This is a genomic window from Tenacibaculum agarivorans (assembly GCF_001936575.1).
In the GTDB taxonomy this organism is placed as follows: Bacteria; Bacteroidota; Bacteroidia; order Flavobacteriales; family Flavobacteriaceae; genus Polaribacter; species Polaribacter agarivorans.
Genome location: NZ_MSMP01000001.1, coordinates 299,070 through 319,804 on the forward strand (window position 1 = coordinate 299,070; position 20,735 = coordinate 319,804).

Consider the following 20,735-nt stretch of genomic DNA (forward strand, 5'->3'; position numbering starts at 1 on the left):
ATGTTAACAAAGCAAAATATTAGTTTTCCTAATTTTTTAGAAGATGAATTTACATATGAATGGCATATGAGCAGAAATGAACGCTATGCTTTCATAAAATTATTAGAAAAGACACGTCCTAAAGTTGCCATTGAAATAGGTTGTTTTAAAGGAGGAAGCTTAGAAATATTAAGTAAATTTTCGGAAAAGGTTTACTCTATCGATATTGACCCTAAGGTAAAAGAAAATTTACATGAAAAATTTGACAATGTAGATATTAGAATAGGACCATCTTCAGAATTAATCCCCAAAATTTTAAAAGAAATAGATAAGAAAGGGGAAGTTTTAGAATTTGTCTTAATAGATGGCGAACATACAGTAAATGGAGTGAAAAATGATATTACACATTTTTTAAATTATATACCTAAAAGAAATGTTCATATTGTATTTCATGATAGTTTTAATCCTCTTTGTAGAAAAGGAATAAAAAAGGCAAACTATAACTCTTCACCTTATGTCCATTATGTAGAATTAGATTTTATTAGTGGTGTTTTTAACCCTGGAAAATTATATCGACAGATGTGGGGTGGTTTAGCATTAGTATTGTTAAAGCCAGAAAAAAGAAGAGGATCAATAAAAATTAATGAATGTCAGAAAAAAATTTTTAACACAGTATACTGGAAGTCTATCCATCCTTTAAGAGATAGACTAATATTTTTAAAACCTCTCGTTAAAAAATTAATTAAATAAAATTATTATTTAAACACAAAGAATCTTTATGAATTCACTATCAAGTAATTTTATATGGTTGTCTTTAATTCGCTTTTTTAATATTTTATCTAAATTCATTATTACCGCATTTTTAATACGTGTTTTAGGAGAATTAAACTATGGTATAATTACTTGGTCAGACGCTGTTTTACAATACTTTATTGTCTTCATTAATTTTGGATTTAATATATATGGTATTAAAACTATAGCAGATTCGAAGGGTGATGTTAAATTACTACAGAAAAATATAACATCAATTTACGTAATAAAAATTCTTCTATTTTTTTTTAGCTTTTTTATTCTAGGTTTATTACAAGTTAGTAATCTTTTAAAAGCTGACTATTTAATCTTGTTTTTGCTTTTAACATCAACTATTGGTGATGTTTTGTTTCCTATATGGTATTTTCAAGGTATTGAAAAGATTAAACCTATTGGTAAAATAGTACTAATTACAAAAACCTTTTTAATTGTATGTGTTTTGCTATTAATAAATAATATAAACGATATATATAAATATATTTTCATTTATACTATGAGTCAAATTATTTTAGGGGCATTAGGATATATACAATTAAAAAAAGAAATTGGGTTTAATCTAAGAAAAACTAACAAAGAACATACTCTTAAAATATTTTCATCAGGAAAGTATTTTCTTTTAGGTAATTTTTCAATGCTTGTATTTAATGCTTTGACTATTTTTCTTATTGGAATATTTAGTTCAATGGAAGATGTTTCTGGATTTGATATTTCATTAAAACTAGTAATGTTTTCTATTATTCCTATAGAAATTCTCCAAGCAATTTCGCTACCAATACTATCTAAAAATAAAAGTTTAGTTTTTTTAAAAAAGATTATACTAATAACCATAAGTTACTCTTTAATAACTTTTATTCTTGTTAGAATTTTTAGTTCCCAATTAATGTTAATCCTAGGAGGCGAAGATATAATCAAGTATAGCTACCTAATAAAGGAATTATCTTACCTTGTTCTATTTGTACCAATGGGCTATATTATAGGACAATGTACTTTAGTGGCTTTTAATGCTCATAAGAGCTATAATTTTTCCTTAGTTCTTGTTGCTATAGTTTACATTATTACGATAGTTTTGCTTTTTTACTTTAAAGCTATTTCATTTCAAATTCTAATACGACTTAGAATTTTTTCTGATTTATTCTTATTTGCAATTCTGGTTCTATTTATTTTTAAACATAAAATATTTGCAAATGCCAAGTTTTAAAATAAGTAGCTCTGAATTTACTTTTTTATTATTATCTTCTATAGGATTATTAATTGCTATGTTGGGTGGTCTAATTTTGCCATTGCGTTTTTTAGCTGATGTTCCTACTATTCTTAAACAAACCCCTGGACTTAAAGGCAGCTATGCATTTACTTCATGGTTTTATAATGTTTTAACCCCTTTAGGTAAATTACCTTTAATAATTGTTGGTTTTATTCAGTTTTTAACTGCTATTTTTATTTTAAAAAAAATAGGAATTCCTAAAAAGTTCCACATTATAAACTTAAAAAATAGCATAACTTATTTCTCATTTTTTATTCTTGGAATTTTTTTATGCATGCCCACAAAAGAGTATATAAACTTCATATACATATATATTATTATTATTTTGTATTTAAAATCAAAAAAAACTCTTCTTAAAAAAAAAATATCGTCATTATGTCTAATTCTTTTCTTTGGTTTCTTTTTTAGGCCTTATTATTTATTGATTGGCTTTTTAATGATTTTCTTTTCATTTTTTAATAAGCTAAAATTAAAGAACAAAAGATTTAACTCCCTTTCTTTTGCTTTGGTTATTATGATTGGAATATCATTAAGCTATGGAGTAATTAAAGGTAAATATATGACTGTTGAAACGAGAGAAGAAGTGAATATAGAGAGAATGAAAAGAGAAAACGTAAATACTGTTATACTATCTCCTGTTAAGGTAGACAATTGGTATGACGAAGGAATAAGTATTCTATATGGTTTTTTTACGGTCAATATACCTTTCAATGGATTTAAACATTTTTTATCACCACATATACTAGGATTCATAATTTGGGAAATATTTTTATTTATTTTACTGTATTTTGAATACAATAAGAGTATCAAAAATGAAATTTTCTATCAAAATAAATGGTTATTCTACTTTTTATTTTCCTTTTTAATTGCTCAAGGGGTTTTTGAACCAGATCTAGGATCAGCAGTAAGACATAAAGCTGGAATATTTCCTTTAATTTATTATTTACTTTATTACAGAAATTTTGATTCTAAAAGATATAATATAAAATGATCATAATACACTTAATTACTGCTTTTGGAATTGGCGGCGCTGAAAAGTTACTGCTAAATACAATAAATAGACAAATAATAAATCATGAAGTTCATTTAATTTATTTAAAACCTATTAATGAATTAGTAACTTCATTAGATAGTAGAGTGAAAAAATCTTACATTCCTTTATCCTTTTCTACCATTCATAGATTAAGAATGTACTTTAAACAAACAAAACCTCAAGTTATTCATACACACTTAAGCCATGCAGATATCTTAGGGATTTTTGCATCGATAGGTAATAAAGCTAAAGTTTTTTGTACAATGCATAATGTTTTTTTTAAGAAAAACATTATGGATCACTTTTTGTTTTTTATTTACAAGTGTTTATTTAAAATAAAGAAAACACATGTAATTTCTATATCCAAATCTGTTGAGGATCATGTAGTAAACAAATTAAAACAATCTTCAAAAAGATCTTATTTATTGTATAATGCTATTCCTTTTGAAGAAGTGTCTTTTCAAGAAGAAAAAAAAGAGAATAACAATTTGATTCATATTTTATTTGTAGGAAGGTTAGTAAAACAAAAATCAGTAGAAACTTTACTAAAAAGTATTGCTAATCTAAAAAAAGAGAAAATAAAATTAACTATTGTTGGAGATGGTATATTAAAAGATAAGTTAGAAAAGATGACAAAACAACTAAACATCAATGATAAAGTTATATTCGTTGGCTCACGAAAAAATGTAAAAACATACTTTAAAAATGCTGACGTTTTTGTTTTACCATCTGTATGGGAAGGTTTTGGCATTGTAATACTCGAAGCATTTAGATCAAAATTAGCTGTCATCGCAACTAATATAGAAGGCCCCTCAGAATTAATTGAACATAAAAAAAATGGAATTTTATTTACGCCAAAAGATGATACTGCATTAACAAAAGAATTAAAAGAATTAATTAATAATTCTGAAATTAGAAATAAATTAGCAACCCAAGGATATATATCTTTTACAGAAAAATATCATATAAATACATATGTAGAACAACTTGAAAAAATTTATATTGATGAATCAATCAATAAAACAAACAGCTCTTTTTCTTAAAGATCCATTTAGAGTTATACTCTTCTTATTAGTTAGTATTTGTTTCCAAAACACAAATACTTTTTGTTTGATTTTATTTGGAGTTATAACATGCCTTCATTTTATTAAATTATTTAAGGGTAAAATATCTGATAACTATTTTTTTTCTACATACTTTCATTTGTTTATTTACTCTATTATTTTTTATGGTAGCATCAATAAAACAATCTTAGTTATATTATTGCTCTTTTTTTTACAATTCTTTCTAAAAACAAGAAACTCCTTTGTTATTCCAGAAAAGTTTAATGAATGGTTATTTATAATATTATTCCTTTTAATAACAATTAATCATTTTATATTTCCTCCTTACTTAATAGGTTTAGATATTTTTATTTATTTATTATTAGTTCCTTTATTTTTTTTAGGGTTGAAAAAGTTAAGCTTCAAAATTTCCTTATTCACTTCTTTAAAGGTTTTTATCATCTCTGTGCTTTTTACTTCTATATTATTAATTATTATAAATCTATTTCAAGGGAAAATCATTGATAACACATACTTCTCCAAGCCAATAGGACTATCTCATGTTTACATGGGGATATTTTTAGGTTTTTCTAATATTTTTATACTCATTCTTTATTCTAAAGAAAAATATTTTTTAAATCTGTTTATAGACCTAACTCTTTTTATTTTCAATATTTCTCTCATAGCTTATATAGGAGCTAGATTAGCTCTTTTAAGTTTATTTTTTATCCTTTTTTTATTCATTTATCAGAAAATTAAACTTAAACCGTTCTTTAAAATAATAATAGCACTGGTCTTATTAACATCTCTTGTATTTTTTGGATCAAAAAACACGAGGTTTAAAAAAGGAACTCAAGAGATAAATGAATTGTATGAATCAATAAAAATTGGAAATAAAAAAAGTATAATTGAAAATTCGGCAAAAAATATGTATTTAAGATATTTAGTTTATAGCTACACTATAAAAGAGTTAAAAACGTCTTGGGTTTTGGGCATTGGTATGCAAAATGTAGAAAAGAAAATAAGTAAAAAAATTGTTGCTGATGGATATAAAAATTTCTGGGGAATTAACACTCATAATCAATATTTACATTTTTTTATAGGAATGGGAGTTTTTGGTTTTTTTTACTTCCTATATTTAATTTTCTTTTTATTTAAAAGTAAAAATATGAACCTTTATTTTATTTTATTTTTTTCCTTAATAATGATTACCGAATCAGCATTAGTCAGAGGAAAAGGAATACTATTATTTACTTTTTTCTCTTTATTATTCTTAAATAAATCTCTTTTAGATGGTAAAAATTGTTCACATAGCTAAGCCTATTGGAGGAGTAGGTGTGTATATAAATTTACTTTGTAAACACCTAAAATCTAATTCATTTCAAAATATTTTACTGTGCAATAAAGAGGATAACCTTATAGAAATTAAAAATGTAAACGATAGTTTAATTAATATTTATGATGTTAATTTAAAAAGAGAGATTAGTATATATAATGATTTCAAATGCTTATTGAATATAATTAAACTTATAAGGAAAATACAACCAGAACTAATTCATTGCCACAGTGCTAAAGCAGGTATATTGGGTAGAATTGCTGGAGCCTATTTAAACATCCCCACATTATATACTCCTCATGCATATTCATATCTAAGTGCCGAAACAAAGATTAAACGAATATTATTTAAAAAAATTGAAAAAATATTTAAATGGTTTCCAGCTAAAACATTAGCTTGTTCAACATCTGAATACAACAGAACTATAAATGATTTAAATTTCAATTCAAAAAAAGTTTTACAATGGAATAATTCTATAGAAAATAATTTTGATTTAGTTAATATTAATTTAAAACTTCCTGAAAATTTTATTTGCTCAATTGGTAGACCTTCATTTCAAAAAAACACACAACTATTAATTAAATCCATATACCAAATAAAAAAAACTATCCCTAATATTAAATTAGTTATTCTAGGAGTAGGGCATTACTCTCCTGATCTGAAAAAAATAGAAGAGCTAATTCATAATTTAGATTTAACTGATAACATAAATTTAATTCCGTGGTTGAATAGAAATGAAACCATTAGTGTACTTAACATGTCATTAATGTATATATCTACATCTAGATATGAAGGGCTTCCTTATGCTTTAATTGAAGCAATGGCACTATCAAAAGCCTGTGTAGTCACAAATGTTGACGGAAATAAAGATTTAGTAATCAATAATCTAAATGGATTTCTTACACAACAAAATAGTTTAGACGTCGCTAGTAAAACTATATCAATTTTAAAAGATGATGGGTTAAGAAAAAAAATGGAACAACAATCTTTCAACTTATATGATCAAAAATTTAATATCAAAAAAAATATTATTGAACTAGAAAATAAATACATGAAAATATTAAGTTAAATGATGAAAAAAAGGTACTCTACATATATCCCCATCCTTTTAATTTGTATTGATTTACTATTAATCAATACAGCCTTATTTTTTATCAATGATAAAGAGTATTTAAACCTTCCTTTTTTAGGGTATATCAATCTATATTGGATCATTTCAAGTGTAATTACACAGTTGTATAAGTTTCAACGCCATTACAATTACTTTAAACTCTTATCCTTATTAATCACTCATTTCTTCATTTTTGTATTAGGTTTCTTTTCTTTCTTTAGCATATTTAGAGAAGGAGAAATAGTAAATAATCAAACCAAAGTATTGGTAACGTTAATCAGTTGCATTACCCTATTTCGATTTTTGTTTCTCTTTGCATTAAAGAAATATAGAGCACAGGGAAATAATTTCAGAAAAGTGGTAATTATTGGTCATGATAAATCTGCTGTAAAATTAGCCGAAACTTTTACCAAAGAAAAAGAGTTGGGTTATGAGTTTCTGGGCTACTTTAGCGATAAAATTACGAGCACTACAGATCAGTATTTAGGCGACTTAAAACGTTATGAGGATTACATTTTGCTTCATGATGTAGATGAAATCTATTGCTCTTTAACAGAGTTAAAAAAGAAACACATAAAGAAAATAAAAAAGTTTGCCAATCGCTATAACAGAGTGGTGAAGCTAATCCCTAACGCTAACGAGTTATACAATAAAAATGTAGTTACCGAATATTACGAAGATTCTTTGCTTGTACTTAAGGTTAAAAAAATGCCTTTTGAATTTGTTGAAAATAGGATAGCAAAGCGTGTTTTCGATATTATTTTTTCCTTTTTTGTTTGTGTTTTTATCATTTCTTGGCTGTATCCTATCATTTGGATCATCATAAAACTAGAATCTAAAGGTCCTGCTATTTTTAAACAAAAAAGAGAAGGTTTAAATGGAAATGAATTTATTTGTTATAAGTTTCGCTCTATGCATATCAATTCACAAGCAGATAAAATTTCAGCTACAAAAAATGATACTAGAGTTACTAAATTTGGTTCTTTTTTAAGAAGAACGAGTTTAGATGAAGTTCCACAATTTTTTAATGTTTTGTTAGGAGATATGAGTGTAGTTGGTCCTAGACCTCATATGAATGAACATTCAAAACAATTTGATAAAGAAGTACTAAATTATATGAAACGAAAATCCGTAAAACCAGGCATTACCGGACTAGCTCAAGTAAGTGGCTACAGAGGTGAAATCAGAAAAAACTCAGATATTGTCAATAGAGTTCGGTTTGACGTGTTTTATATAGAAAACTGGTCTTTAAACCTAGATTTTAAAATAATATTAAAAACATTCCTTCATATGTTTAAAACAGAGGAAAAAGCATATTAAAACTGAATAATAAAGTAAAAATATCAGCATCTATAGTACTTTTTAAAGAAGAATTAGAAGTACTACAAAGGACAATAGATTGTTTCCTCTCTATCCCCTTTTCCAAAACTTTATTTTTAATCGATAACACTGAAGACTCGTTGTATAAAAATTTATACGATAATCATGAGTTTATTAATTATATTGGAAATAAAAAAAATATTGGTTTTGGAGCAGGACATAATAAAATAGTAAACCTCATATCAAATACATCAGAATTACACTTAATTTTAAATCCTGACGTATTTTTTGACAAAAACACTATCAATAGCTTAGCTGAAAAACTTTTAAGTGAAAAAAGTTTAGCCATGATAGCCCCAAGAGTAAAATTCCCTAATGGAAATGAACAATATACCGTTCGAAAATATCCTTCTTTTTTAGACTTATTTTTACGAAAAATAGGTATCGGTACACAACGAATCTATGCGCAAGAGTATAGAGATTTAGATTTATCTGAACCTTTTTATCCTGAAGCTATTCATGGTTGTTTTATGCTGTTTAAAACTGAAGATTTTATCGCATTAGATGGTTTTGATGAACGTTATTTTTTATATATGGAAGATATTGATATCTGTAAAAAAATAGATGCATTGGGTAAAAAGAAACTCTATTATCCTGAAGTAGAAATCACACATGTTTTAAAAAAGGGATCGTCTAAAAACATCATACTTTTTTACCATCATCTATCTTCAGCAATCCGTTACTTTTTAAAATGGAAATAGTTTTTTCAATGATCATTGATCAATTATCAGTGAACAATAATCATTTTCCTTTCGAGTGCCTCAGGGAACGCTTAGAAAATGTTCAAGATATACTCGTAAAGACATTCGACCTTCATCATCACGAAGGAATGAAATGATTAATAGTAAACAGTTTCTAGTATTTCTATAGCAGTATAAATTGTCTCTTTTCTTGGTTCTGGATTCTCTTTTCTCAATAAACAGATTGCTTCGCTACACGGAATTCCGCTCGCAAAGACATTGGCGTTCGTCTTCACAAAGGAATGAAATGAATAATAGTAAACAGTTTCTAGTATTTCTATAGCAGTATAAATTATCTCTTTTCTTAGTTCTGGATTCTCGTTTCTCAATAAACAGATTACTTCGCTACACGGAGTTCCGCTCGCAAAGACATTCGGCGTTCGTCTTCACAAAGGAATGAAATGAATAATAGTAAACGGTTTCTAGTATTTCTATAGCAGTATAAATTATCTCTTTTCTTAGTTCTTGATTCTCTTTTCTCAATAAACAGATTGCTTCGCTACACGGAGTTCCGCTCGCAAAGACATTCGGTGTTCATCATCACGAAGGAATGAAATGAATGATAGTAAACAGTTTCCAGTATTTCTATAGCAATATAAATTGTCTCTTTTCTTGGTTCTGGATTCTCTTTTCTCAATAAACAGATTGCTTCGCTTTCCCTTCGAGAGCCTCAGGGTACGCTCGCAAAGACATTCTATTTCAAGTTATACATTGATCAGTGATCACCGATAATTGATCTCTGAAAAAACTAATTTATATATCCCAGCTTAATCGCTTTTTTCACTAAGCCTGCATTGGTTTTTACTTGTAGTTTGAAAAAAATATTTTTTTTATGTGTTTCCACAGTATGTTTACTTAAAAATAACTGTTCCGCAATTTCATCTACGGTCAACTCTTCCGCTATGAGCTGAATAATCTGTTTTTCTCGCTTAGTCACAATACTTTTAGAAAACGTAAATGAATCCGTATCTGTTATTTCATCATAAAAATAAGTTTCTCCTTTATACACTATTTTTTGTATGGCTAGTATAACAATGTCAATCGTTGCGTCTTTTAGTAAATATCCATGATAAAAATTTCGTTCATTATGCAAAGGCGCAAACATACTGATGGCTAAAACCTTTGTAGCAATACTATTCTTTTTAAGCATTCTAATGAACTCAATACCATTAATTTCTGGCATAGAAATATCAGTAATCACCAAGTCTACAGATTCTTTGGCTATACACTTCAGGGCTAATTGAGGTTTGGTAAAGGTATCGACTATAGTTATAAAATCGTATCCTCCGAGCGAAGCCGCTAAACCTTGTAAAAAAAGTTCATGATCGTCTACCAATATCACATTAATCCTATGCATCTTCTCTTGGTATTTTTATCATAATAGTAGTCCCTTCGTTTTCTTTAGTATCTATAGTAAACTCACCTTTTAGGTACTGAGTGCGTTCTGCCATATTTTGCAAACCAATACCGTCTGGAACAGTTTCAGTATTAAAACCAATCCCATTATCTTCAATCATCAATACAATTTCATCTGCAATAGTTAACGACAATTGCACCCAGCTGGCTTTAGCGTGCTTGTATACATTATTGACTAATTCCTGAATACTTCTATACAAAAAAATCTTTTGAGTATTAGCCAGATTTTTAACCTCTTCTTCAGGAAATATCGAAATTTCAATGTCAAAATGATTTTGATATCGGGCTTTAATAGTTGCTAATAAACTCTCAAAAGGTTGTAACTCACTAAAACTTGTACTTAAACTATGCGATAATAAACGAACTTCTTTGGCTACTGTACCTATACTTTTAGACAATACTGTGGTATCGTCATTCTCGGGTAAACTCATTATCATATGCTGAATACCTGATAACTGCCCCCCTATTCCATCATGTAATTCTAATGCAATTCTATTTTTCTCTTTCTCTTCTCCTTCTACATATCCTTCAATCCGCTTGATTTTTTCATTTTGCTTTAATTGTTCTTTTTCTTGTATAAACAATTGCTGTTCTTGTTCTCGAATTACTTTTTGAGATGTTGCTCGGTAACGATACAAAAAAACTAACAATAAAAGTACAAAAAGCGCCAAGCCACCTGCTCCAATAATTAATTTTCGTTGTTTGGCTTCTAATGCTTGTTTTTCTTCTAAATATGCTATTTGACTATTCTTTTTTTCTACTTCATACTCCGTTTGTAAGCGATCAAAAGTTTTGTTCTTTTCTACATTAAATAGACTATCTTTTAGTATTACATATTTTTCTTGATATAAAAAACCTTCTTTAAACTGATTATCAAAGTACAAAGCTTCAGAGAATAACCAGTATAAATGTGCTATTTCTGAAGCTTCTACGTAATCGCTATATAACTGTAATGTTTTTTTATACAACTCTATCGCCTTCTTATAATTCTTATTCGTATGATAATAAGTAGCTAATGTAGAATTGGTATAATAAAGACCAACATAGTCAAAAATTTTAGAGCTAATTTCTTCTGACTTTTTTATAACCTCTAACCCTTTTTTATAATTATCTTTCTGAATAAAAAGATCTCCAAGATTACTGTAAACAAGAGCTTTATAATATTCATTATCTGTGTTTTGGATAATACGTAATGCCTTTTCATAAAAATAAACACTACTATCTTTATTAATGGTTTGGTATATTATTCCTAGTAAATTATAACTTCTACTTCTATTCTCATCTTCTGTAAAATCTTTGTTATCAATAGCTTTTTTAAGCAATGCTATTGCCTTTCTGTTATTGTTTGTTTTTTTTAGTAAGCGAGAATTTGTGTTCAAAATTCTATGTAGTATTTCATTATTACCTAGTTCTTCAGCATTTTTTTTAGCTTCTTCAATAGCCTGAAGACTCTCAATGTAATCTGCTAATTGATAATTAATTCTACTTAACACATTATACGATAATGATAAAATTTTTAAATTATTAGTTCTTTCTGATAAATCAATTGCCTTTTTTACTACTATTTTAGCTTCTGAAATTTTATTGTATTTAAATAATGCTTCTGATAAATAATAGTTAGAAATCGCATTTAAGGAGTCATTTGTAACTTGATTCCCCAATTCCACAGCTTTGGTTGCACAACCTTTGGCTTTAGCTAAATCCTTATTCTTTACTTCTTCATATTGTTGCTGTAACTCAACTATTTTTTGTTCTTGAGAAAAACAAGAAAAAGAACTCAACACAACAATAAGTAATGCACATATGCTTGATTTTCGCATAAATTTTATCAAAATTTAAGTTACTAGGGCTAAAAATACCATAAATATGGTATTTATTTGCCCCTAAATTCATAACAAATTTGTAACCATGAAAAGAGTATTAATAAGGGGAACACTACTATTCAGTCTTTTTGTGAATGTTTTAGCATTACACTCACAAAAATTTTTAAAATGCCGACTCAATGGAGAAGCACGTATTGAAAGTGGTGAATTAATAGGTATAGATATATCACATTGTGATAACGATCTAACCATAACTACATTAATGGAAAATACAGTAGTGAAAAGTTTTATCCATGTAAAAGCTGGACAGAAAATACGAATTAGGCCTACCCAAAATTATAATATAACTATACGTCATGTAGATCTAGATGGTGATGGAAATCCTCTTAAACCAGGAGACCGAACAAAAGTTCAAGGTCAAGGAAATGGAAGAGACAAAGACGATATAGAAGTAATTATATATCCAAATCCAGCTAATGATATACTCACTATAGAAACGGATGCAACTATACTCAGTTATACAATTATTGATACCTACGGGGTTTTACATCAAGAAGGTACTAGTATACCAAACCAAACTATTTCAGTTGCTAATTTAGCTACAGGACTGTATAACCTAGTACTACACACACAAACAGAAACGATAACAAAAACATTTTATAAAAATTAAAAAACAAGACATTATGAAAAAAGTAAGTTTATTTCTAGCACTAGTAGCAACAAATTTCTTATTTGCTCAATTAAAAAACAATGCTTTCAACTTGGACAATAATTATGGTGACTTAAATATGAGAAACTTTATTGCGAATGATTTGAAATGGAAAAGAGCAATATCTGCAGGCACTAATGATCTAACTATCAACTTTGATGGAGATTTTGAAAACGGAGTTATTGTATCAGGAAAGGGATTAAAAGTAGAAAAGTTTATTCAGATTAATACCGCATCAAACACCAATAATAACTCTGCGGGTATAATTGTAGCTTCATCCGAAGGTGATGATTTTCTATATGATGGAAAATATATAAACCAATACGGTTTTGGTTTCCATGATTATAAAGATAACTCAAGTCCTGCAAATGGCCATAACGCTTATATTTCTAGTTTTTGGGGAATGGATTTTTTCTCAGGCGGACAAAACAGAGTTCGAATTAACCATAACGGAGATGTAGGGATAGGCACTAAAAATCCAGACAGTAAATTAACTGTTAAAGGACAAATACATTGTCAAGAAGTATTAGTAGACTTAACGATACCTGCAGATTATGTGTTTCAAAAGTATTATACCGGAGCATCTAGCTTAAAAGAAGATTATATAATGCCAACATTAGAAGAAGTGGAAACCTTTACCAAAGAAAACCACCACTTGCCTAACGTACCATCGGCTAAAACCATACAAGAGGGAGGATTGCAATTAAAAGAGATGACGAATGTCTTATTACAAAAAATAGAGGAATTAACTCTATACACCATTGAGCAAGAAAAACGCATTAAAGCGTTAGAAACTCAACTACATACTTCGAAAAAGAAAAAGTAAGCTAACGTCATCAACTGCCTAGAAAACTAGGCAGTTTGTTTTTCTATTTACCTCAACACATTTGCTTGGGGGAGAATTTTAATGCCTAAAAATTAAAATCGATAATAATGCCGTTAGAGATCTTTACTCTAATCTTTTTAAAAAGTAAATACTTATTACAGCAAAAAATTATACACAGAAAGAATAGAAAATAGATATAACGCAAAAAATAAAATTCATGAAAAAACTATTACACTCCTTGCTCTTTTTTTTCGTACTTAATTGTTCATATTCACAAATTTGTGGCTTTGATAAATATCTAGAAAATTCGATAAAAACCAATCCAGAATATGAAAGAAATTTAGTAGAAAAAGTCACAAGGTTAACTAGAACTAAAGAAAGGGGAATTAGAACAGATAATATCATTACAATTCCGGTTGTGTTTAATTTAGTGTACCCCGCTAACCAATCACAAGGAATAGGTAGTATAACTCTTTCTGACTTAGAAAGAGAAATAGAAAAATTAAATAAAGCATTTAGTGGTGAACTCGGACAACACATTAAAGTAGATACTAAAATTAGATTTTGTTTAGCTAGAAATGATGTCTTTGGAAACGACAGATTAGGTGTAAATAGATATAATGGTTACAGCAGTTATCAGCCCTATATAGATACCGGTACACGCGAAGAACAAATAAACCATTTTGAAAATTTAGATGCAAGATTAAAACAGAACAGAAATGCTAATTTTCCAAGCAGTACTTTTTTAAATGTATGGATAACAGATCTTAAAAGCTCTAATGGCAGTGATGGATTATTAGGGTATTCATCCTTCCCTTTTGATCTAGAAGATATTGACCCACAAGCACCATCTATACCAAAAACTGGAGATGGAATCGTTCTTGATTATACTCAATTAGTAGCCGGTAATAGAAGCTTAACTCACGAAACAGGACATTGGTTAGGGTTATTCCATACTTTTCAAAATTTGAATATACACACATTTGGAATTACGTTTTCATGTGAAGAAAATGACCCTTATACACAAGGAGATTTGGTTTATGACACTGACCCTATGAGCAATAAAAGAAATCCTTTTACTAATATAGTACCTGGTAAAACCTGTATTGGCTATGAATGTAATGAACTAGAAACTATAGACGTACAAAATTATATGTATTACTACAAAAATAGTTGTTATAGTTTTTTTTCTCAAGGACAAAAAGAAAGAATGAGAGATGTACTAAGTGAGTACAGACCTTTTATCGCAAATAGCTTGTCTAATCATTGTGAAACAACAGGTACTGGATCTGATGATAATCCTACATCTGGTGGTAATGGATCCTCAGGATTCATAAATTGTGGAAAGTGTTACACCCCTTCTTTACAACCTACTTTCGATTATACAACTAATTGGGGAGAAGGATATAGAGGTATGTCACAACGATATAAAGGAACATTACATGTTAGGGGTGCTAGGACACAAGACTCTAAAGATATCTCTGAATTAGTATTTAGTAGAAAGTTATGTAATCAACTCGTAGAGGAAGGCTACTTAAACTATTCATCGTCAATAAAATACGGTTCTGCAAATTTTATACTTGATGATAACACATATCTCGTTAATCTATATAAGCCATACAGATCAAACTTTTCAGAAATTAAAATATTTAAAAAAATAAATACTTCTTGGATAGAAACTAAAACAATTAATATTAACGGTTTTCTATTAAACGTAAGAGAAAATAGAACTTACTTACAAAATAAAATTGAAAATAATAGAGGTGGTAATTTGTATAGTTATGATTTAACTACAGAAACTTCCAAATTAATTTTTAAGAGTACCTCGTCTAAAAGAATGTTTCTAACCAATAAAGGATATAATATCGCTTCTGCATCTGGTTTTGAAATTGAAGAATGGATATATAATGATACTAATGATTCCTATTATTTAAAAGAGTCGCATAATTTTCCAAAACCTGCAGAATATTCTCACTACCCAGAAATTTATATCCATAAAAATTATGCTATTACATATGATTATTTTGAAGACACATATGTTTACACCAAAAAAAATGGAGCTTGGACAATTAGTCAAAATCTAGGGAGAATTCCTGTTAAAGACGAAAACTCTCTGATAAATGATAACTATTTTGTCACCGGAAGGGTTCTTAATGGTAATTTTTGCCATCCAAATACATTTTACAAGAAAAACGCCAACGGTATTTTTGAAGCAATAACGGATTATAAGCATATGGATGTGTATTCAAATAAACCTGTAGAGAGATTAGTTGGTTTTTTAAACACGATAAACAAAGATCAAAACGAAATTATATTATCAGACCAGATACTCAAATTATCTGATATTTTACAAGATGATTCTTTCAAAGGTTTTAATAATTCTATTGAAATCTGTTCAGAAGTAATCAGTCCAATAAAAGCTAAAGACGTTAAAATTGGCGGTAATTGTTCATTAACTATAAATAATTCAACTGAAATTATAGCAACCAATAGAATCGTTATAAAGCCCAAAACTCGTATAAAATCTAGTAAACTTTTATTACGTGTGTCAAATTCAAATATAAATGACTGTGGTTTTAATGCTTTTTGTGTTACATCTACATCTGCTCCCACGCCTATTCCTACAACAAGAACACTAGAGAACCTTAGTAGAGAAAGTATATCAAAAGAGATAACTAAAATCAACTATATTTTCCCTAACCCTAATAAAAATAGAATTTTAAACATTAAAAATTATGAGGAAATTGTACATATAGAAATATACAGTTTAGCAGGATTCTTGGAGTTTTCTACCAAAAATATACAATCTCAAATTAGTATCCCTAAGATGAGAAAAGGAATCTTTAATGTGAAACTATATACCGTTAATAATAAGATAATAGATGAAAAATTAATTTTAGAATGATGAAAATAACTGTAATTCTTTTTGTTTATGCTATGAGTCTTCATTGCCAAAGTATTGATAAAAAAATGATCATTGGTAATTGGGGTTATGCACAACATACCAAAAATTACGACAAAATGATACGAGTACATAAAGACTCAACTCAAAAAGTAAGTATTATTTTTTTTGAAGACGGCAAACTTTCGAGGTTTTCTATAGGTGGTCCATATGACGGAGCTCCAAAAACAGAAACAAAACATGAAAAATGGTATTTCAAAAATGATAGTGTTATTTATTTTACATACAAGGATAGAACGTTCAAGACATATAAAATAAAAGAAGTTACAGATTCAACATTATATCTTGAGACCATAAAAACAAAAGAAGAAAAAATAATTGGTCGTTGGAAACACGTAGATGCTAAAAAAGGGCATGAAAAAATGATACGAATATACAGGTATCCACGTCTGCTAAGGCCAGGTATTATTTTTTTAAGAAGTGGCAGACTTGCGAGGTTTCTTTCAAGTCAATCAGATCCGAATAAGTATAGAGAAACACAACATGAAAAATGGCATTTTAAAAACGATAGTATTCTGTATTTTACACATAAGGATAGCATCTTTGCAACCTATAAATTGAAAAAATTAACAGAAGCAGAGTTACTTCTCGAAAAAATAAATAGTCAGAAAATTTCTGATCCTAAACTAGTAGGAGTCTGGTATATAACTCATGCAAATGGAAACAAGTTTTCTTTACAAAAAAAAGATACTGTAAATCGGAATTATGTATACTACCAATTTAAAGAAAACGGCCTCCTTGAGGCTAACCTTTTAAATCATTTATGGGATAACCCTGCTCAGCCATTACTATACAACAATAAAGGTTTCTGGAAAAAAAATCTAGATACCATTACATTGGAATTTGATAAAAATGAAGAAATCTGGCTCATCAAAAAAATGAGTTCTACCACCCTTGAAATAACTAAAAATGAATAGTAATCCGTTGTGCATTTGGAGTGAAATCCTGTCAATTCGAGATGATCCTCAATAAAAATTTTGTGAAACGGTGTAATGACATTTAAGTAACTAAAATTGGATCTATTGATAAGAATTACTAAAAATCAAGGTAGCAGAGTTGGAATAGAGATGAAAAGCTGTTTGAGCGATAGCGAGTTCTTTTCATCTGTGGCTGATGATACCGTAGTATTTTTTAATTTTTATCATAAATCTTGATTTTTGCTCCTTTGTATCAAGACAAAGGAGGGAGTAAATCATCAATTCAAAGGTTATTATAAGCAGCTTATTTTCAACACAAAAAAGACATCAATAGTAGTTATTTTCCCGAATGAAATGAAGAAAAATGGTACTGAATCAAGTTCAGCAAAGCTATAGAGAACAAAAATTTTAACTCCAAAATAGTTCTCGATGCACTTTTTCGTACCTCAAAAGTACTCGGACTGACAATTTAAGATTGTTTAAGTTCCTAAGTATATAACGAGTAAATAATACTGTTAAGACTACATTCGAATATTAATTTTCTACTTGGGTTAAGTATAGTTGTATTCAATGTTTTTTAGAGGCAAACTTGTCACTTGCCTCTTTTTCTATTTAACGTGAATTTCTATGTAAGAATACATTTTTTTGACTGTAAATCAATAAATTATATCTTTACGATGAATGAAACGTAGTGAAGTGAAGAAGTAATCTGTTAATTTAATAACGAAAATCTCGTTTTTAAGATAGGGATTGCTTCATCCGTTGCACTCCTTCGCAAAGACCTGTTTATTTACAAGGATTTAAGGTTAAAACTTCATCAAACTCACGTTATTTAATGTCACCAACGTAAATTTTATCCTTTTACTGTATCTTAATAAATAGCTTCAATACAAGCCTTGGCTATCTTGCGATTAAAAGTAGCAAATACCTATATTTGCCCCAAATAACACAACAACACCATGAATATTTTAATTTTAGGATCAGGAGGAAGAGAACACGCCTTTACCTATAAACTTTCACAAAGTAAAAAACTAGACACTATTTTTGTTGCACCAGGTAATGCAGGTACAGCTGAAATTGCAACAAATGTTGCTATTAACCCTACAGATTTTGATGCGGTAAAAAAGGTAGTTTTAGACAACAATATAACCATGGTGGTGGTGGGTCCAGAAGCGCCTTTAGTGGAAGGAGTTCACGATTTCTTTTTGGCAGATGATGCGCTAAAATCGATTCCTGTTATTGGACCTAAAAAAGATGGTGCATTATTGGAAGGAAGTAAAGATTTCTCTAAACAATTTATGGAGAAACATAACATTCCTACCGCAAAATATAAATCTTTTACACAAAAAACTTTAACAGAAGGATATGCTTTTTTAGAAACATTACAACCTCCTTTTGTTTTAAAAGCTGACGGTTTAGCTGCTGGAAAAGGAGTATTAATCTTGGATAACATAGATGAAGCTAAAGCAGAGTTAAAAGAAATGCTAACAAACCAAAAATTTGGTGCTGCTTCTGCAACTGTAGTTATTGAAGAATTTTTAAAAGGAATAGAGCTTTCTGTTTTTGTACTTACAGACGGAAAAAGTTATAAAGTGTTACCTTCTGCAAAAGACTATAAAAGAATTGGCGAAGGTGATACTGGATTAAATACCGGTGGAATGGGAGCCATCTCTCCTGTACCTTTTGCTGATAATGCGTTTTTAACTAAAGTTGAAGAACGAATTATAAAACCTACTGTGGATGGTTTACAAAAAGATGGAATTGATTACAGAGGTTTCATTTTTATTGGCTTAATGAATGTTGCTGGAGATCCTTTTGTAATTGAATACAATGTAAGAATGGGTGATCCTGAAACAGAAGTGGTATTACCTAGAATAGCATCTGATCTTTTGGAGTTATTCGAAGGTGTGGCGAATCAAAATTTAAATGAAAAAAGCTTTGAAGTAATTGCTCAAACAGCTACAACTGTCATGTTAGTTTCTGGTGGATATCCTGAAGCATACGAAAAAGGAAAACAAATTTCTGGAGTAGAGTTTGTAGAGGATTCTATTGTTTTTCATGCAGGTACCAAATTAGAAAATGATACGGTAGTAACTAATGGAGGAAGAGTAATGGCCATTACTTCATTTGGTGATACAATCCAAGAAGCATTACAAAAATCATACAAAAATATCGATAAGATTTCTTTTGAGAAAATGAACTTTAGAAAAGATATTGGATTCGATTTACAATAGAAAAGTCTAGTACCAAAGGTGGGACTCGAACCCACACGCTCTTGCGAGCATCGGATTTTGAATCCGACGTGTCTACCAATTCCACCACTTTGGCTATTAGTGAATGCAAATCTAATTATTTTTTGTTGAATTCAATTAAATCTCTTTATTACTGTTCAAAATAATTTTACTTTTGCCGAAACACAACAATAAACACAACTGATAAATGTCTTACAGTCAACTTACTCCAAAATTGTTTGCTTGCAGACAAAGTATGGAGCTAGCAAAAAAAATAGCCGCAGCTTATGGTGAAGAGTTAGGAAATGTGAAAATTACTCCGTTTAGCGATGGAGAATTTCAACCTGCTTTTGAAGAATCTGTGAGAGGAAGAAGAGTTTTTATTATTGGCTCTACTTTTCCTACTGCTGATAATCTAATGGAAATGCTTTTAATGCTTGATGCCGCTAAAAGAGCTTCAGCAAGACACATTACTGCTGTTATGCCTTACTTTGGTTGGGCCAGACAAGATAGAAAAGATAAACCTAGAGTTGCTATTGGTGCAAAATTAGTAGCCAATTTATTACAAGCCGCTGGTGCGACTAGAATTATGACCATGGATTTACATGCAGATCAAATTCAAGGTTTTTTCGAAAAGCCAGTAGATCACTTATTTGCTTCTACCATTTTTATGGAGTATATAGAAAGCTTAAAACTTGAAAATGTTACTATTGCTTCTCCAGATATGGGAGGTTCTAAAAGAGCTTACGCCTATTCTAAATACTTAGCTAGTGATGTAGTTATTTGTTACAAGCAAAGAAAGAAAGCCAATGTAATTGAGCATATGGAATTAATTGGTGAAGTAGAAGGTAAAAATGTAATTCTTGTTGACGACATGATTGATACAGGGGGAACATTAACCAGAGCTGCAGATTTAATGGTAGAAAGAGGTGCAAAATCTGTACGAGCAATCTGTACGCACCCAATACTTTCTGGTGATGCTTATGAGCGAATTCAAAACTCTAAGTTAACAGAGTTAATTGTCTCAGATACAATTCCTTTAAAAAAGGATATTTCTAAAATAAAAGTTGTATCTTGCGCGCCCTTATTCGCTGATGTGATGCACAAAGTGCAGAGTAACACCTCAATAAGTGATAAGTTTTTAATGTAGTTTCAGCT

16 protein-coding genes and 1 tRNA gene are annotated in these 20,735 nt (G+C 29.1%); 14 read left to right on the top strand and 3 right to left on the bottom strand.

The features are described 5' to 3' along the window. The 8 genes from BVC87_RS01350 (at position 1) to BVC87_RS01385 (ending at position 8,654) form a co-directional block, all read left to right on the top strand. Entirely contained in the window at positions 1–729 is a 729-nt protein-coding gene (locus tag BVC87_RS01350) for a class I SAM-dependent methyltransferase (RefSeq protein ID WP_075340538.1), read from the top strand. Positions 730–757: 28 nt separating this feature from the next. After that, complete coding sequence (locus BVC87_RS01355) at positions 758–1,987, top strand: oligosaccharide flippase family protein (protein WP_075340539.1); 1,230 nt, start codon at positions 758–760, stop codon at positions 1,985–1,987. After that, positions 1,974–3,041 carry a hypothetical protein gene (locus BVC87_RS01360; protein ID WP_075340540.1) on the top strand — a complete coding sequence of 356 codons (1,068 nt, stop codon included), beginning with the start codon at positions 1,974–1,976 and terminating at the stop codon, positions 3,039–3,041. The genes BVC87_RS01355 and BVC87_RS01360 overlap by 14 nt, the downstream gene beginning before the upstream one ends. Next, a complete protein-coding gene (locus BVC87_RS01365; RefSeq protein ID WP_075340541.1) occupies positions 3,038–4,126 on the top strand; it encodes a glycosyltransferase family 4 protein in 1,089 nt (362 codons plus the stop codon). Before BVC87_RS01360 ends, BVC87_RS01365 begins: the two co-directional genes overlap by 4 nt. Next, complete coding sequence (locus BVC87_RS01370; RefSeq protein ID WP_075340542.1) at positions 4,089–5,444, top strand: O-antigen ligase family protein; 1,356 nt, start codon at positions 4,089–4,091, stop codon at positions 5,442–5,444. Before BVC87_RS01365 ends, BVC87_RS01370 begins: the two co-directional genes overlap by 38 nt. Next, positions 5,419–6,531: a glycosyltransferase gene (locus BVC87_RS01375; RefSeq protein WP_075340543.1), complete on the top strand. Its 1,113-nt coding sequence runs from the start codon at positions 5,419–5,421 to the stop codon at positions 6,529–6,531. Before BVC87_RS01370 ends, BVC87_RS01375 begins: the two co-directional genes overlap by 26 nt. Positions 6,532–6,534: 3 nt before the next feature. Continuing rightward, entirely contained in the window at positions 6,535–7,893 is a 1,359-nt protein-coding gene (locus BVC87_RS01380; protein WP_075340635.1) for an undecaprenyl-phosphate glucose phosphotransferase, read from the top strand. Between the two features lie 140 nt (positions 7,894–8,033). Then, complete coding sequence (locus BVC87_RS01385) at positions 8,034–8,654, top strand: glycosyltransferase family protein (protein WP_394331623.1); 621 nt, start codon at positions 8,034–8,036, stop codon at positions 8,652–8,654. Between the two features lie 787 nt (positions 8,655–9,441). Here BVC87_RS01385 and BVC87_RS01395 read toward each other — a convergent pair. Together BVC87_RS01395 and BVC87_RS01400 are read right to left on the bottom strand one after the other, a co-directional pair. Next, positions 9,442–10,050, bottom strand: coding sequence for a response regulator transcription factor (locus BVC87_RS01395; protein WP_075340546.1), 609 nt, complete (start codon positions 10,048–10,050; stop codon positions 9,442–9,444). Continuing rightward, positions 10,043–11,929 carry a tetratricopeptide repeat-containing sensor histidine kinase gene (locus BVC87_RS01400; RefSeq protein WP_075340547.1) on the bottom strand — a complete coding sequence of 629 codons (1,887 nt, stop codon included), beginning with the start codon at positions 11,927–11,929 and terminating at the stop codon, positions 10,043–10,045. Before BVC87_RS01400 ends, BVC87_RS01395 begins: the two co-directional genes overlap by 8 nt. Positions 11,930–12,017: 88 nt before the next feature. On the opposite strand from BVC87_RS01400, the gene BVC87_RS01405 reads away from it, so the two are divergent. The 5 genes from BVC87_RS01405 to purD all read left to right on the top strand — a co-directional run bounded on the left by BVC87_RS01405 (position 12,018) and on the right by purD (position 19,580). After that, complete coding sequence (locus tag BVC87_RS01405) at positions 12,018–12,602, top strand: T9SS type A sorting domain-containing protein (RefSeq protein WP_075340548.1); 585 nt, start codon at positions 12,018–12,020, stop codon at positions 12,600–12,602. A 13-nt stretch (positions 12,603–12,615) separates the two neighbouring features. Further along, positions 12,616–13,467 carry a tail fiber protein gene (locus BVC87_RS01410; RefSeq protein WP_075340549.1) on the top strand — a complete coding sequence of 284 codons (852 nt, stop codon included), beginning with the start codon at positions 12,616–12,618 and terminating at the stop codon, positions 13,465–13,467. Positions 13,468–13,684: 217 nt separating this feature from the next. Next, positions 13,685–16,372 (top strand): zinc-dependent metalloprotease, encoded by a 2,688-nt coding sequence (locus BVC87_RS01415; protein ID WP_075340550.1) that lies wholly within the window; start codon positions 13,685–13,687, stop codon positions 16,370–16,372. After that, on the top strand, positions 16,369–17,346 hold the full coding sequence (locus tag BVC87_RS01420) for a hypothetical protein (protein WP_075340551.1): 978 nt from the start codon (positions 16,369–16,371) through the stop codon (positions 17,344–17,346). Before BVC87_RS01415 ends, BVC87_RS01420 begins: the two co-directional genes overlap by 4 nt. A 959-nt stretch (positions 17,347–18,305) precedes the next feature. After that, on the top strand, positions 18,306–19,580 hold the full coding sequence (purD, locus tag BVC87_RS01425) for a phosphoribosylamine--glycine ligase (protein WP_075340552.1): 1,275 nt from the start codon (positions 18,306–18,308) through the stop codon (positions 19,578–19,580). 10 nt (positions 19,581–19,590) lie between these two features. Here the strand turns inward: purD and BVC87_RS01430 are convergent. Continuing rightward, positions 19,591–19,674 (bottom strand) — tRNA-Leu (locus BVC87_RS01430). 111 nt (positions 19,675–19,785) lie between these two features. Here BVC87_RS01430 and BVC87_RS01435 point away from each other — a divergent pair. After that, positions 19,786–20,727, top strand: a complete 942-nt coding sequence (locus BVC87_RS01435) for a ribose-phosphate pyrophosphokinase (RefSeq protein ID WP_075340553.1) — start codon at positions 19,786–19,788, stop codon at positions 20,725–20,727. The last annotated feature ends 8 nt before the right edge of the window (positions 20,728–20,735 follow it).